Raw genomic sequence first — 14,735 nt, 5'->3', positions numbered from 1 at the left:
TAGTGCGAGCCCCGGCGCGGTCAGTCCGACCGGCCGTGCGGGCGGGCGGGTTCCGAGGGTGACCGCGGGGGTGTGGCGCCCGCGGCGCGCAGCCGCTCGAGCACCGTCTCCAGTTCCGTGTGGAACGCCTCCAGGCGCGGGCCCGGTATGTCGCCGAACAGGGCGACGGCCAGCTCGTCCCGCCCGCCGCGCAGCGCCGTCGTGAGCGCGCGGCCCCGCTCGGTGAGGGAGACCAGGAGCGCGCGCCGGTCGGTCGGATGCGGACCGCGTACGACCAACTCGTCGGCCTCCAGGGCGTCCAGCAGCCCCGTCACGTTGCGCGGTGTGACCCGCAGTCGCGTGGCGAGGGCGCGCTGGGTCATCGGGCCCCCGTGGAACAGCACCCACAGCAGTCCGGCGCGGGCCGTGGTGAGGCCGCGTTCCGCGACGCCGCGCCGCATCATCGCGCCGAGCACCTCGGTGAGTTCGAAGAGCCGGTCCAGCGAGGTGCTGGCGGGCGGGACGGATTCCGGACTATTGTGAAGTGACTTCACTGTGCAGCACCTCCACGATCAGCGTACCGCCCCGCGGCCGCAGAGGAAGCCGAGGCCCGTCATGGCTCCGCCGACCGTCCGCCATCCCGTCTTCGCCCGCTTCTACTCCAAGGTCGCGGGCCCCGCCCTGAACAAGGCGGGCATCGCCGAGCACCGCAAGCGCCTGCTGGAGGGCCTGCACGGGCAGGTCATCGAGGTCGGCGCGGGCAACGGCCTGAACTTCCCGCACTATCCGCCGGGGGTGGCGCGGGTCGTGGCCGTCGAGCCGGAGCCGCGGCTGCGGGCGCTCGCCGCGGAGGCGGCCCGTACCGCCGGCGTGGCGGCAGAGGTGGAGGTCGTGGACGGGCGCGCCGAACAACTGCCGGCCGCCGACGCCTCGTTCGACGCCGCCGTCGCGTGTCTGACCCTGTGCTCGGTGGCCGACCAGGCCGCGGCGCTCGCCGAGCTGCACCGCGTTCTGCGGCCCGGCGGCCGGCTGCGCTTCTTCGAGCACGTACGGGCCGACTCGCCCGGCATGCGCCGCGTGCAGCGCGCCCTGGACGCCACGGTCTGGCCGCTGCTGTGCGGCGGCTGCCACACGGGACGCGACACGCAGTCGGCGATCAGCGCGGCCGGGTTCACCGTGACGCGGGTGGAGAAGTTCGCCTTCCCCGAGACGCGCTTCCCCGCGCCGGCCGCCACCCACATCCTCGGCACGGCCGAACGGGCCGCCGCGGACCCGCCGTTGCCCGCCCCCGCTGAATAAAAGCCAGGTGGAGATTGTCGTCCACTAACCTTATCCGGCTGTTCCCAGCCGACCGACCGGAGAAAAGAAGTCAAGTTGCGGACGGGTGCCCGCCCGCACCGTAATCCGGTGGTGGGAGACAGAGCGGGCCGCCTAGTATCGCCGCCGCAGGCGAGTCGTGCCGCGGCGGGACGCCGCGCTGACACGCCGGAGACATTCCGGAGGGGGAAATGTCGGTGGAACTGGCACACGAACTGGCACGCAAGGAAATCTCCACGGTCGGCACAATCCGCAGTCTGCACACACTGGGGCCGACCGGAACCAATCTCGAGTCGGCGGCCCATATGTGGCTGGACCGCCAAGGGCTGACCGGGGACGGGGCGGTGACGCTGCACCCGTCGCTGGAATCCGCGCTGGAGACCGTTCCCCGTACGGGTGAACACGCCCTGGTCGCCTGCGCCGTCTATCCGTTTCTGCACACGCTCGTCTTCGAGAATCTCCTCGTCTGCCGGATGGTCGACAGCTTTCTGGCGCCCACCCACGACATGGTGCTGGCCGCCGGACCGCACGCGCCGGACAAGCCCCGCACGGTCGCCACACATCCGGCGCCGGCCAGCCTCGTGCCGCCGGACAGCGAGCGGCACGTGGTGAACAGCAACGCGCAGGCGGCGATCGACTGCGCCGCCGGGAAGACCGAGGGCTGCATCACCACCCTCGTCGCGGCACGGGCCCACGGGCTGCGCGTCGTCCGCAGCTTCGGCCGCGTGCCGATGGTGTACACCGTCCATCAGGTGACGGAGCCCGCCCGGTGAGCGGCGCCCCGGAGACGGCGGCCCGCGGCGCCTCGGCCCCGCTCGCGGACGGCATGCTGCCGACGGCGCGGCATCTCGGCCGTACGCTCGTTCCGCTGGTCGACGCGTTCCGCTTCCGCCAGGAGAACGACGGGACCGTCGGACGGCCGACGGACGAGGACGTACGGCTGCTGCGTGCCGTACGAGACGAGGGCGCGCGCTGGTTCACCGCGTACGGCCGGACCGCGCAGGCCGGCGCCCTCACCGCCGACATCGACGGCTGGCTGGCCGAAGGGCTGGACACGGCGCCGCACTTCGCGCGCTCCCGTGACGCGCTGAGGGCGCCCGCGGACGGCGCGTGGGCGGCGTTCCTCGCGCCCGTGCTGACCACGAACAGCACGCCGCCGGTCGGAAAACGGCTGGAATTCTATCTCGTCCGCAGGAAAGAGCCCGCCGAACTGGCCGCGCTGGCCGACCGTTATCCGCATCCCAAAAACAACTGCCAGGCCACGGTGCTGCTCGCGGGCAGCGCCGGAATCGCGCGCGGCAACAGCATCGTCTTCTTCCCGGAGAATGTCGCGGCGCACGACAAGGTGACGGAACAGCCCTACGCCGTCTTCTTCTTCAGCAAGTTCCGCAGGATTCACGAGACTTTCGCGGTGCCGGCCGCACGGGCCGTTCTCACGGAGGACTCCGTTCCGCGCGCGTCCACCGGAATGGACCCGGAGCGCTGCTATCAGGCCCGCTCCGTGTGGGGTTATCTGCACGACTACTTCCACCACCAGGGCCGGTGGCCGCTCGACCGACACATCAAGCTCAAGATGAACTGGTTCGTCGGCCTGCTGGAGGAGCTGAAGGTCGACGCCCAGACAGCGCTCGCCTGCCATGACGACGCCGTCGCCTACGCCGAGGAGCAGATCGACATGATCCTGCTGGAGCGGATGTTCCGCTATCCGCTCGACGCACACGCCGTCCGCAACTTCGACGCCGGCACCGGGGTCTTCCTGTTCTCCTGGCTGCGCGGGCTGGGCGCCCTCACCGGCGAGAACGGCCGGTTCCGGCTGCACCGCGACCGGGTGCTCGCGGGGCTGCGGGAGCTGGTCGCGGCCGTCGAGGCCATGGAGGCCCAGGTCGCCACGCCCGCGGAGTACCGGGCGGCGGCGAAGGCCTTCGTACGGGAGTACCTTCCCGAAGGCGAGGAGGGCGACCGCTACGCGTTCACCGGCGAGCAGCGCGCCCTCCTGCGGGCGCGGGAGAGCCTCGACGCGGTTCCCCCGCTCGTCTTCGCCCCGGCGGAGCTGTGAACGCCGGGCACCCACACACCACCGACCCCGAGGGGACACGCGTGAAGCCCATGGACCGGGACGCGCTGGAGGCGGCCGTACGGCTGTACTTCGAGGCGTGCAACAAAGTCGACGCCGAGCTGTTCGCCCGGTGCCTCTCCGAACGCGTCGTGCACTACCTCGCGAAGGGCATGTCCGGGCCGATCCACGGCATCCCGCCGGTGGTGGAGCGCTGGGGCGCCGACGTGCGCGCCAACTCCTCGTACTGGGTGGTCGACGCCGTCTACGCCGACGAGGCCACCCGCACGGCCGTCTGCGAGTGGACGGGGGTCAAGCCGGGCCTGGGCCGGGTGCTGCGCGGCGCGGAGGTCTACCGCTTCGACGACGACGGCCTCATCGACGAGATCCGCATCTACTACGCGTCCCGGCGCGACGACGGCTTCGACGCCAACGAGCTGGAGGGCTTCCCGTACGGCGAGCGGGGGTTCGCGCAGTGACGGGCGCCGTCCGCGTGCCGGGCGGGCCCGTATGACCGCTGCCGAGTCCGGCGGCGTGCCGTACGGCTGGCCGCCACCGGGGCGGCGTACGGCGTGGACCGCGGGGGCGAGGGCGGCCGTTCCGTTCACGGTGGCGATCTTCGCCTTCGGCATCTCCTTCGGGGTGCTGGCGCAGGGCGCGGGCTTCTCCGCGCTCGCGGCGGCGTCCATGTCGGGGCTGGTGTTCGTGGGCTCGTCGCAGTTCGCCGCGGTCTCCGTGCTCGTCAACGGCGGCGGCTGGGCCGCGGCGGCCGTCGCCGGGACCCTCCTGAACCTGCGCTACCTGGTGATGGGCTTCGCCATCCTGCCCGCGCTGCGCGGCGGCAGGGCCCGCCGCGCCGTCGAGTCCCAGCTGGTCATCGAGGAGTCCTGGGCGATCGCGAGCGACGCGGACGGGCGCTTCGACCGCGTACGGCTGCTGTCGTCCGGGGTGGTGCTGTGGCTCGGCTGGGTGGCGGGCACGCTGCTGGGCGCGCTCGGGCCGTTCACGGCGGTGGACGTCCTCAACTACGGCCTGGACGCGGTCTCCCCGGTGCTGTTCTTCCTGCTGCTCGCGCCGCATCTGGGCACCGTGCGCAAGCGGTCGGCGGCGGCCGCGGCGGGTCTCGGCGCCGTCGTCCTCACCGCCGTCGCGGTGCCGGACACCGCCATCGCCGCGGCCTGCGTGCTCGCGGCCGTGTGGACCTGGAGGGCACGGTGAGCGCGGCGTGGATCGTCGTCGGCGCCCTGGTGGTGAGCACGTTCCTGATCAAGGGCGCCGGCTCGCTGGTCATGGGGGACCGCGAACTGCCGCCGTGGTTCCCGCGCTTCGTGGAGTATCTGACGCCCGCGCTGCTGGCGGTGCTCGTGGTCACCCAGCTGCTGGGCTCGGCGGGCTCGCGCGGCATGGTCTTCGACGCCCGGCTCGCGGGCTTCGCCGCGGCGCTGGTGGCGTGGCGGCTGAAGGCGCCCGTGCCGGTGGTGGTGCTGGTGGCGGCGGCGGTCACCGCGGGCGTACGCGCGCTGGGTTGAGCGCCCGTACGCTCGTCCCGCCGAAGCCGCTACGGCCGTTCCGCCTCCGCCGGGAAGCGCGCGCCCGGCTGCCGCGGCACGCCCATCCGCGCGCACAGCTCGGCGCTCTCGCTCGCGTGCCGCTCCGCCGCCTCCGCGTCCCCGCGAGCGCCGTGCACCTCCGCGGCGGTCTCGAGCGCGCGCGTCAGACCAGGCCGGTAGCCGGAGTCCCGGTGCAGCCGCAGGGCCCGTTCGACGGTCTCCGCGGCCTTGTGGTGCTGGCCGAGCGCCAGGTGTACGGCGGCGAGTTCGGCCAGCGCCTCGCCCTCCGCCAGCCCCAGCCCCGTCTGCCGCGCGCGGGACAGCGCCAGCCGGCCGTGCGAGAGGGCCTCGCGGTGCTCGCCGAGGCTGCGGTGTACGGCCGCCAGCCCCAGCCCGGCCGCGGCCTCCGCGCGGCGGCAGCCCGCCGTACGGGCCAGCTCGCGTGCGCGGTGGTGGTGGTCCAGCGCCCCGGGCAGGTCGTCGAGGCGCAGCAGGACGGTGCCGATGGTGTTGAGCGCCTCGGCCTCGACGAGGCGGCGGTGCGTGCGGTGGGTGGTGCTGAGCACGTCGAGCCCGTGCTTGAGCGCCAGCCGCGGGTCGCCGCTGTCGCGGTACACCAGTGCCAGCGAGTTGAGGGCGCCCTCGGCGGCGTACGTGGTCAGCAGCCGGTCGTCCGCGGCCAGCACCTCGGTGAGGCAGCGCAGGGCCTCGCCGAACTCGCCGAGCGCGTGGTGCGTGGCGCCGAGCCCCCACAGCGCGAGCAGCGCGGAGTGCTCGTCCTGGGAGCGCCGCCCGGCCTCCCCCGCCCGGCGGAACTCCTCGCGCGCGGCGGTCAGCCGGCCCTGGTCGAACAGGACCGAGCCGAGGAAGAACAGCGCCCACGCCGAACCGGCCGGCTGCGCCCCTTCCTCGTAGAGCCGCAGCGAACGGCGGGCGTGCCGGGCCGCCGCGTCGAGGTCGCCCTGCTCCCGGTGGGAGGCGGCGAGGCCGAGCAGCGCGCCGGCCCGCTCCACGCCGAGGTCCAGCCGCTCGTAGAGGGAGTCGGCGCGGTTGCTGTGCCTCAACGCCTCGTCGTGGCGGCCGAGTTCCCACAGGACGTAGCCGAGGCTCCAGCACATCACCGCCTGCCCGTAGTCGTCCTCGTCCGCCTCGGCGGCGCGCAGCCCGGCGTGTGCGGCGCGCAGCCAGTCGGCGCGCTGGCCGTGCGCCATCAGATGGCCGTGCAGCGTCAGCGCGATCTGCCACGCGAAGGGGTACGGGCCGTGCTCGGCGGCGTGCCCGACGCAGGCCAGCAGCACGGGCCGTTCGGCGTCCAGCCAGGCCAGCGCGGCGGCGGCGCTGTCGAAGGCGAGCGGGGCGGTGGGGGACGCTCCGGGCTCGGGGGGCTTCTCGGCGTACCAGTAGTAGAAGGTGCCGTAGAGGGCCGCGGCGGCGCTCTCGGTGGTCGCGGAGTACCACGTGAACAGGCGCCGTACGGCCTCCTCCCGCGCCTCCGCGGCGTCCTCCTCCCCGGCCCGTTCGCGCGCGAACAGCCGTACGAGCTCGTGCAGATGGAAACGTTCGGTCCGGTGCATCTCCAGCAGGCTGCGGGACACCAGCCGGTCCAGCAGCCGTACGGTGTCGGCCTCCGGCAGCTCGGCCAGCGCGGCGGCGGCCCGTGCCGGCACGTCGGGTCCGGGGGTGAGGCTCAGCAGCCGCAGCAGGCGCCGTTCGTCCTCGGGCAGCGTCTGGTACGAGAGGTCGAGGACTGTGCGTACGGCCGTCCGCGGCTCCGCTTCCAGGGCCAGTTCGCCGAGCCGGTCGCCCTCGCGCAGGTCCCGTACGACCTCGGCGAGCGGCCGGCGGCGGTCGCCCATGAGGTGGGCGGCGATGATCCGTACGGCCAGCGGCAGGCAGCCGCACAGCCGTACCACCTCGGACGCGGCGTCGGCCTCCTCTCGTACGCGGTCGGTGCCGATGACGCGGGACAGCAGCGCCAGCGCCTCCTCCTCGCTGAACAGGGCCAGGCTGACGCGGCGCGCGTCGTGGAACGCGGTCAGGCCGCGCAGGTCGTTCCGGCTGGTGACGACGACGAAGCAGGTCGGGGAGCCGGGCAGCAGCGGGCGTACGTGTTCCAGCCCGGCGGCGTCGTCCAGCAGCACCAGCACGCGCTTGTCGGCGAGCAGGGAGCGGTAGAGGGCGGCCTTCTCGTCGGTGCTCTCCGGCAGATGCTCCGCCGCCACGCCGAGGGCCCGCAGCAGCTGGCCCAGGGCCTCGTCGGCCTGCATCGGGGGCTCGGGCGCGTGGCCGCGCAGGTTCACGTGCAGCTGGCCGTCGGGGAACCTGTCGGCCACCCGGTGCGCCCAGTGCACGGCGAGGGTGGTCTTGCCGACGCCGGCCATGCCGGAGAGCGAGGAGATGACGAGCGTCTGCCCGGCTCCGGGCGCGGACCCGGGCCCCGGGCCGTCCGCGTGCGCGTCGCGAGGCAGCAGGGCGTCCATCTCCCGCAGATACGCGCCGCGCCCGGTGAAGCTGGCGACGTCGGGCGGCAGCTGCCGCGGCACCGGCCGGTGCACGGCCCCGGCCCCCGCGCCGGACGGGGCCGTGCGCGGCTGCTCGGGGTCGAGCACGGGATCGGCGTTCAGCACCTGCTGGTGCAGCCGCTGGAGCGGGCGGCCGGGCTCGAGCCCCAGGTTGTCGCGCAGGTGCTGGTGGATGTCGCGGTACTCCGCGAGGGCGTCCGCCTGCCGGCCCGAGCGGTACAGCGCCAGGATGAGCTGGGAGCGCAGCCGCTCGCGCAGCGGGAAGTCCCGTACGAGCGTGGAGAGTTCGGCGACGACCTCCTCGTAGCGGCCCAGTCCGATCAGCGCGTCGACCCGGTCCTCCCGGGTCACCAGCCGCAGCTCCTCCAGGCGGCTGGCCTCGGCGAGGGCGAAGCTCCGCCCGCTGACCCCCTCCAGGGCGGGCCCGGCCCACAGCCCGAGCGCCTCGTCCAGCAGGGCGAGGGCGGCGGCCGGGTCGGCGTCGGCGGTGGCCCGGCGCGCCTCCTCGGTGAGCCGGACGAAGCGGAGGGCGTCGACCTGTTCGTCGGCGACGCGCAGCGTGTAGCTGGTGTTGGACCGGCCGCCGGAGCTGACCAGCACCTTGAAACCGGACCTGGCCCGCCGTCCGGGCTCCAGGACGCGGCGCAGGTGCAGGACGTGGGTGCGCAGCGTGGTGATGACGCCGTCCGGGGTGGCGCCCTCCCACATCAGGTCGGCCAGCCGCGAGGTGCTGACCGGCCGGCCCCGGGCGAGCGCCAGCGCCGCCAGCAGCGCCTGCTGCTGCGGGCCCAGGCTGACGCGGCGGCCCTCTATGCGCACGCCCACGGGGCCGAGCAGCCGGATCGTCGGCAACGGCTCCTGGTCCGCGCCGTACTCCCCCGCCCCCGCCCCCGCGTGCTGCCGCGGAATCTCCCGCGGGCGGGCCGCGTCTCCCGGTCCGGCCGCCTCACCGGATCGGTCCCTCACCACTGCCAGGCCCCGTCAGCAGGAGTCATCTCGACCTCAGCATACGGACTCGCCGGCCGCCGGCCCGCTCGTCCGCACCGCCGCACCCCCTCAACCGGGCCCGGTCTCGAAGCGGCGGATCTTCCCGTCGGTGACCGTGAAGGTCCACGCGGTGTCGATGTCGCCCCAGTTGTCGTTGTGGTAGCGGGCGGTCACGGACAGGCCGTCGGGTGACTGGGAATCGACCTCCATACGGGCGTGGGAGGAGAAGATCTCCAGCTCCACCCAGTCCCGGAGGACCCGTTCGGTCCCGACGTCCGTCATGGTGGCGTCCTCGGCCAGGACGTCCCAGAGTGCCTTGCGGTCCCCCGCGTTGACCGCCTCGACAAAGGCGCGTACCGCCGGATGGGACGGCGTCACGGTCATCTCTCCCGCCTTCCTCCGCTGAAGCCCGGTCGTCTGCTGAAGCGCTCGCCCGATGGAGCCCGTCCGCCCGGCTCCTGTCCGGTTCGGGTCAGGCACCGGCCACGGCCCGGTCCAGGGCGTAGGTGTCCTCGAAGAGGTGGTAGCGCGTGAACTGCCCGTCCTCGACGGTGACATGGGCGGCGAACGGCGTGACCAGCGTCCCGCCGGTGGCCTTCACGGTGTCCCGCAGACGTCCGATGATCACGGCCTGTTCGCCGTCCACGACCATGTGGGTGACGGTGAACTCCTCCGGCTGCAGGTGCTCGTGGAGCGTGGTGAAGAAGTCCCTGACCCCTTCACGCGAGGACCTGCGGCCCGACCACGGCACGTCCGGCGATCCCGGGGCGTCCCAGTCCACGGTGTCGGAGAACAGGTCGACGGCGCCGTTCAGGTCCCGTTCGGCGAGCCTGGCCAGATAGGCGTCGCACACTTCCCGGGTCGTCTTGGGCTCTGCGGGCATTCCCACTCCTCGTCCGTCGCGGAGACTGAGTATCGGGCCGACTCTCCCTACCAAGCCGGTCGTACCACATCCCACCGGTGACGCGAGGTTCTGCACCTCCCGTTTCCGGCCTTTCTGCGGCGGGCAGTTGAGGCCTCACTCAATCTGCTGAATCCGACGGACGGGTGGACCGCGGCTGACGCCCGCGCGCCTCTACGCGTCCACGTCCACGTCCACGTCGTCCCCCGTCACCCTCCCCGTCCGGGGTCCAGTCCAGCAGGCGCACCTTCGCCACCGTGTGTACGTGCCTGCGCATCGCCGCGGCCGCCGCCTTGGGGCGGCCGGCCTCGATCGCGTCCAGGATCGCGCGGTGCTGGGCCAGCGAGCGGGCCGGGCGGCCCGGCTGGCGCAGCGACTCGTGGCGGCTCTCCGCGATCTGCTCGGCGATGGAGCGCATGAACTCCGCGAGCAGCGCGCTGTGCGCGGCCGCGGTCACCGCGGCGTGGAACCGGCGGTCGCCCTCCGGGCCGTGGCCGCCGTCCGCGATCTCCCGCTCCATGTGGGCGAGGGCCGCGCGGAGGGCGGCGAGATCGTCGTCCGTGCGCCGCGCGGCGGCGAGTTCGGCGAGCTTCGTCTCCAGGGCCTCACGGGCATCGAGGACGTCGGGCAGACGACGGCGGCGTTCCGCAAGCTGCTCCACGGGTTCGACGTCGAGGCTGTTCTTGAGGAGATACGTGCCGCCCCCGTGCCGTGCCTCCACCAGCCCCTGCACCTCGAGGACGACGACGGCCTGCTTGACCGAGGCCCTGGACACGCCCAGGCGCTGGGCGAGTTCGCGTTCGGCGGGCAGCCGGTCGCCCGCGTGCAGACCGCCTTCGGCGACGTACGCGCGCAGGCGGTCGATCACCTGCTCGTGCAGTCTCGTACGGCCCATCGGCCGCAGTGCGTCGCTCATCCTCAACCCCCATGGCCTCGTGACCCGGTGTCCCCGCGGCCCCGGCGGGGCCCTCCGGGGTCCGTAGGGTAGCAACCGGATTGGCCGAGTGGCTGAGACAATTTTGTCAGTTCCCTTGACGGCCGGAATCCCACCCCTGAGTCTGTTGGGCGCTGGATCGCATCAGTGGCTGAGCCACTCGGCCACTCAACTCGCCGCCGCTCAGCGCTCAGCCGCCTTCCGCTCGACCGGTCCCAGGGACGGGAGCCCGCCGTGTCCGCAGAACTCATCTCGATCCTCGTGCTCGTGGTGGTCTTCCTGATCGCCACCACGCGCTCCATCAACATGGGAGCCCTGGCCTTCGCCGCCGCCTTCGGCGTCGGCGAACTCGTCGCCGACATGGACGCGGACGGCATCTTCGCCGGCTTCCCCGGCGACCTGTTCGTGGTCCTGGTCGGCGTGACGTACCTGTTCGCCATCGCCCGCGCCAACGGCACCACCGACTGGCTGGTGCACGCGGCGATACGGCTCGTACGTGGCCGGATCGCGCTCATCCCCTGGGTGATGTTCGTGATCACCTGTGCGCTCACGGCCATCGGGGCGGTGAGCCCGGCAGCCGTCGCGATCGTCGCGCCGATCGCGCTGAGCTTCGCGGCACAGCACGGGATCAGCCCGCTGCTCATGGGCGGGATGGTGGTGCACGGCGCGCAGGGCGGCGGGTTCTCACCGATCAGCATCTACGGCTCGATCGTCAACGGCATCGTGGAGCGCGAACAGCTGCCCGGCAACGAGGTGTTCCTCTTCCTCGCCTCCCTCGTCGTCAACCTGGTGATCGCGGGGATCCTCTTCGTGCTGCTCGGCGGGCTGCGGCTGCACGGACAGGACACGGCAGCCACGGAGGAGAGCGGCGACGCGGCACGGCTCACCCCCGCCCGTACGGCCACCCTCGTCGCGCTCGTCGCCCTCGTCGTCGCCGTGCTCGCCTTCGACCTCGACGTCGGCCTGTGCGCGATCACCCTCGCCGTCCTGCTCAGCGCCTGCTGGCCGGAGGACAGCAGGCTGGCGGTCGGCGCCATCGCCTGGCCCACCGTGCTGCTCATCTGCGGTGTGCTGACCTACGTCGGCGTGCTGGAGGAGATGGGCACGATCGCGTGGGCGGGCGAACGGGTCGGGGACATCGGAGTGCCGCTGCTCGCGGCCGTGCTGCTCTGCTACATCGGCGCGCTGATCTCCGCGTTCGCGTCCTCCGTCGGCATCATGGGCGCGCTGATCCCGCTGGCGGTTCCGTTCCTCGCACAGGGCGAGATCGGCGCGGTGGGCATGGTGGCGGCGCTGGCGGTGTCCGCGACGGTCGTCGACGTGAGCCCCTTCTCCACCAACGGCGCGCTCGTCCTCGCGGCGGCCACGGACGTGGACCGGGACCGCTTCTTCCGGCAGTTGATGGTGTACGGCGGGATCGTGGTGGCCGCCGTACCGGCCGCGGTGTGGCTCGTACTGGTGGCACCGGGGTGGGGGTAACGGCCTCGCCAGGCCGTTACCCGGGCCGTCCCCGGGCCGTGGCCCACGACCGGCCCCCGCGGCGCCCGCGTGCGCGCCCTTCCCGCCGTTTCCCCGTCGACCAGGAGTGACGACGCGTGAGTCCGACCACCGCCCCCGCCCTGTTCCCGGCGCTCGCCGCGCGCCCCGGCCGTACGGCCCTGCGCTTCGGGGAGCGCGCCCTGACCTACGGCCGACTCGCCGCCGCCGCGGGCACGTTGGCCGCCCGGCTGCCCGCCGGGCGGCGCGTCGCCTGCTGGGCGACCCCGACGCTGGAGACCGCCGTCGGCGTGGTCGCCGGGCTGCTCGCGGGGGTCCCCGTCGTACCGCTCAACCCGAGGACCGGCGAACGGGAGCTGGCGCACATCCTCGGCGACGCCGCGCCCGCCGCCGTCCTCGCCGCCCCCGGTGAACGGCTGCCGGACGCGCTCGGCGCACTCCCCCGTACGGACGTCGACGTCACGGCCACCGGGCCCGCCCCCGTACCGGCGCCCGAGCCGCCCCCGGAGTCGCCCGCCCTGATCGTCTACACCTCCGGCACCACCGGCCCGCCCAAGGGCGCCGTCCTGCCCCGCCGGGCACTCGCCGCGAACCTCGACGCGCTCCGGGACGCGTGGCAGTGGACCGCCGACGACGTACTCGCCCACGCCCTCCCCCTGTTCCACGTCCACGGCCTGATCCTCGGCGTGCTCGGGCCGCTGCGCCGGGGCGGCGCCGTACGGCACTTGGGCCGGTTCTCCGCCGAAGGCGTCGCGCGGGAACTGTCGTCGGGGGCGACGATGCTGTTCGCGGTGCCGACCATGTACCACCGCCTCGCCGAGGCCGTCGGCACCGACCCCGCGCTCGCCAGGGCGCTGGCGGGCGCGCGGCTGCTGGTGTCCGGCTCGGCCGCGCTGCCCGTCCACGACCACGAGCGCATCCTGGCGGCGACGGGGCGCCGGGTGGTCGAGCGGTACGGCATGACGGAGACGCTGATGAACACCAGCGTGCGCGCGGACGACACCGACACCGGTCCCGGCACGGTGGGTGTGCCGCTCGCGGGCGTCGAACTCCGGCTCGTGGACGAGGAGGAGGCGGAGCTGACCGGCGCCGGGGAGGTCGGCGAGATCCGGGTACGGGGACCGCACCTGTTCAGCGGCTACCTCAACCGGCCCGACGCGACCGCCGCCGCCTTCACCGCCGACGGCTGGTTCCGTACGGGCGACATGGCCGTACGCGCCCCGGGCGGCGCCCTCCGGATCGTGGGACGGCAGGCCACCGACCTCATCAAGAGCGGCGGCTACAAGATCGGCGCCGGCGAGATCGAGAACGTCCTCCTCGAACACCCCGCCGTCGCCGAGGCCGCCGTCACCGGCGAGCCCGACACGGACCTGGGCGAACGCGTCGTCGCCTGGATCGTCCCCGCCGACCCCGGGGAGCCGCCCGCCGCAGGCGAGTTGGCCGGCCACGTGTCCGCTCAGCTGGCCCCTCACAAGCGGCCCCGGACCGTACACCTGCTGGCGGCGCTGCCGCGCAACGACATGGGCAAGGTGATGAAGCGGGCGCTCGCCGCACCGGAGACGGGACGCGATGGCTGAACCGTGGAGCGCGCGGGAGGCCGTACGGCAGGTCGCGGACGAGTGCACCTTCGAGGAACTGCCGTACGGGGCCGTGGCGTACGGAGACCTGCCGTACGAGACCGTGCCGTACGGGGACCCGCCACCGGAGCCCCCTGACAGCGATGGCCCGCTCCCCTGGCCCGGCTACGCCGCCGCCCGTGCGCGCGCCGAACAGCGCACCGGCGAGCGCGAGTCCGTGGTGTGCGGCACCGCTGCCGTCGGTGGCCGCACGGTGGTCGTCGTCTCGTTCGAGTTCGGCTATCTCGGCGGCTCCCTCGGGGCGCGTACGGGCCGCCGGATCGAGGCGGCGCACGCGTACGCACGCGCGCACCGCCTCCCCGTCGTCTCGCTGATCGCCACGGGCGGCAGCCGCATGCAGGAGGGCCTGGTCGCCCTCGGGCAACTCCAGCGTGTGGCCGCCCAGTCGGCGCTCACCCGCGCCGCCGGGCTCGCCCAGCTCGCGGTCCTGCGCGACCCGGCGACCGGCGGCGGCTGGGCCACGCTCGGCGCGGGCGCCGACGTGATCCTCGCCGTCGAGGGCGCGCAGATCGGCTTCGCGGGCTCGCGCGTACGCCCCACGGACGCCGACCCGGCCGCGTACACGGCGGAGGGCCAGCGGGCGGCGGGCGCGGTGGACGCGGTCGTACGCGCGGGCGAGCTGCGGCCCGTACTGCGCCTGTGGGTACGGCTGCTGGCCGGGCCGCCCGCGCCGGCCGCGGTCCCGCCGCCGTACGCGCTGGGCCGGACCGACGCGCCGCCGACCGGGCGGGAGGCCGTACGCCGTGCGCGCTCGCCGCACCGGCCCCGCGCCGCCGCGTACCTGGACGCGCACCTGCGGGAACGCGCCGAGGTAAGCGGCGACCGCGCCGGCGGCACCGACCCGGGCGTGCTGTGCGGCTTCGGCCTGTACGAGGGCCGCACCGTCGCGTACGCGGCCCAGACCGGCACCGCGACCCGGCCCGCCGGCTACCGCACCGCGGCCCGGCTGATCCGCCTCGCCGGGCGGCTCGGCACGCCGGTGCTCACCCTCGTCGACACCCCGGGCGCGGCGAACGACGCGGCGGCCGAACGGGCGGGTGCGGGCGGCGCGATCGCCGAGGTGTTCGCCGCCGTGGCCGAGTCCCCGGTGCCGGTCACGACCCTCGTCATCGGCGAGGGCGGCTCCGGCGGCGCCCTCGCCCTGGCGGCGCCGGGCAACACCTGGGTCACTCCGGACAGCTACTTCTCCGTCATCGCCCCGGAGCTCGCGGTGGCGATCCTGAAGCGCCCGCCCGACGAGGCGGACGCGACGGCGGACGCCCTGCGGCTGCGCCCGCAGGACATGGCGGAACTGGGCCTGGCCCGCGGCCTCGTACGCGCGGGACCGGCCCGTACGGACAGACCGGCCTGAGCGGCCC

14 protein-coding genes are annotated in these 14,735 nt (G+C 74.1%); 9 read left to right on the top strand and 5 right to left on the bottom strand.

Annotation, left to right across the window (positions count from 1 at the left end; genetic code table 11):
• Positions 1–20 precede the first annotated feature (20 nt).
• Positions 21–533 carry a MarR family winged helix-turn-helix transcriptional regulator gene (locus tag DVA86_RS03825; RefSeq protein WP_222623285.1) on the bottom strand — a complete coding sequence of 171 codons (513 nt, stop codon included), beginning with the start codon at positions 531–533 and terminating at the stop codon, positions 21–23.
• Positions 534–594: 61 nt separating this feature from the next.
• Between DVA86_RS03825 and DVA86_RS03820 the strand changes: the two genes are divergently transcribed.
• The 6 genes from DVA86_RS03820 (at position 595) to DVA86_RS03795 (ending at position 4,878) form a co-directional block, all read left to right on the top strand.
• Positions 595–1,278: a class I SAM-dependent methyltransferase gene (locus DVA86_RS03820; protein WP_208875780.1), complete on the top strand. Its 684-nt coding sequence runs from the start codon at positions 595–597 to the stop codon at positions 1,276–1,278.
• 209 nt (positions 1,279–1,487) lie between these two features.
• Complete coding sequence (locus tag DVA86_RS03815; RefSeq protein ID WP_222623284.1) at positions 1,488–2,069, top strand: type 2 periplasmic-binding domain-containing protein; 582 nt, start codon at positions 1,488–1,490, stop codon at positions 2,067–2,069.
• Positions 2,066–3,352, top strand: a complete 1,287-nt coding sequence (locus DVA86_RS03810) for a DUF6421 family protein (RefSeq protein ID WP_245996333.1) — start codon at positions 2,066–2,068, stop codon at positions 3,350–3,352. Before DVA86_RS03815 ends, DVA86_RS03810 begins: the two co-directional genes overlap by 4 nt.
• Positions 3,353–3,402: 50 nt before the next feature.
• Positions 3,403–3,828, top strand: a complete 426-nt coding sequence (locus DVA86_RS03805) for a nuclear transport factor 2 family protein (protein WP_245997536.1) — start codon at positions 3,403–3,405, stop codon at positions 3,826–3,828.
• Between the two features lie 31 nt (positions 3,829–3,859).
• Positions 3,860–4,567, top strand: a complete 708-nt coding sequence (locus DVA86_RS03800) for an AzlC family ABC transporter permease (RefSeq protein ID WP_208875772.1) — start codon at positions 3,860–3,862, stop codon at positions 4,565–4,567.
• The gene (locus tag DVA86_RS03795) at positions 4,564–4,878 is read left to right on the top strand and encodes an AzlD domain-containing protein (RefSeq protein WP_222623283.1); all 315 of its coding nucleotides are present in this window, start codon (positions 4,564–4,566) and stop codon (positions 4,876–4,878) included. The genes DVA86_RS03800 and DVA86_RS03795 overlap by 4 nt, the downstream gene beginning before the upstream one ends.
• A 29-nt stretch (positions 4,879–4,907) precedes the next feature.
• On the opposite strand, the gene DVA86_RS03790 is transcribed toward DVA86_RS03795, so the two are convergent.
• The 4 genes from DVA86_RS03790 to DVA86_RS03775 form a co-directional block, all read right to left on the bottom strand.
• Positions 4,908–8,387, bottom strand: a complete 3,480-nt coding sequence (locus tag DVA86_RS03790; RefSeq protein WP_208875770.1) for an AfsR/SARP family transcriptional regulator — start codon at positions 8,385–8,387, stop codon at positions 4,908–4,910.
• A 90-nt stretch (positions 8,388–8,477) separates the two neighbouring features.
• On the bottom strand, positions 8,478–8,792 hold the full coding sequence (locus DVA86_RS03785; protein ID WP_208875769.1) for a nuclear transport factor 2 family protein: 315 nt from the start codon (positions 8,790–8,792) through the stop codon (positions 8,478–8,480).
• Positions 8,793–8,880: 88 nt separating this feature from the next.
• Positions 8,881–9,291, bottom strand: coding sequence for a nuclear transport factor 2 family protein (locus DVA86_RS03780; RefSeq protein ID WP_208875768.1), 411 nt, complete (start codon positions 9,289–9,291; stop codon positions 8,881–8,883).
• 139 nt (positions 9,292–9,430) lie between these two features.
• Positions 9,431–10,225 (bottom strand): FadR/GntR family transcriptional regulator, encoded by a 795-nt coding sequence (locus DVA86_RS03775; protein WP_208875767.1) that lies wholly within the window; start codon positions 10,223–10,225, stop codon positions 9,431–9,433.
• A gap of 252 nt (positions 10,226–10,477) precedes the next feature.
• Here DVA86_RS03775 and DVA86_RS03770 point away from each other — a divergent pair, with 252 nt between their 5' ends.
• The 3 genes from DVA86_RS03770 to DVA86_RS03760 all read left to right on the top strand — a co-directional run bounded on the left by DVA86_RS03770 (position 10,478) and on the right by DVA86_RS03760 (position 14,728).
• Positions 10,478–11,722, top strand: coding sequence for an SLC13 family permease (locus DVA86_RS03770; protein ID WP_208875765.1), 1,245 nt, complete (start codon positions 10,478–10,480; stop codon positions 11,720–11,722).
• Positions 11,723–11,838: 116 nt separating this feature from the next.
• On the top strand, positions 11,839–13,317 hold the full coding sequence (locus tag DVA86_RS03765) for an AMP-binding protein (protein ID WP_208875764.1): 1,479 nt from the start codon (positions 11,839–11,841) through the stop codon (positions 13,315–13,317).
• Entirely contained in the window at positions 13,310–14,728 is a 1,419-nt protein-coding gene (locus DVA86_RS03760; RefSeq protein ID WP_208875762.1) for a carboxyl transferase domain-containing protein, read from the top strand. The genes DVA86_RS03765 and DVA86_RS03760 overlap by 8 nt, the downstream gene beginning before the upstream one ends.
• Positions 14,729–14,735: the final 7 nt, after the last annotated feature.

The organism is Streptomyces armeniacus, from assembly GCF_003355155.1.
Classification (GTDB): Bacteria; Actinomycetota; Actinomycetes; order Streptomycetales; family Streptomycetaceae; genus Streptomyces; species Streptomyces armeniacus.
The sequence above is the reverse complement of the archived record's forward strand: the minus strand, read 5'-3'. Positions and strand labels throughout refer to the sequence as shown.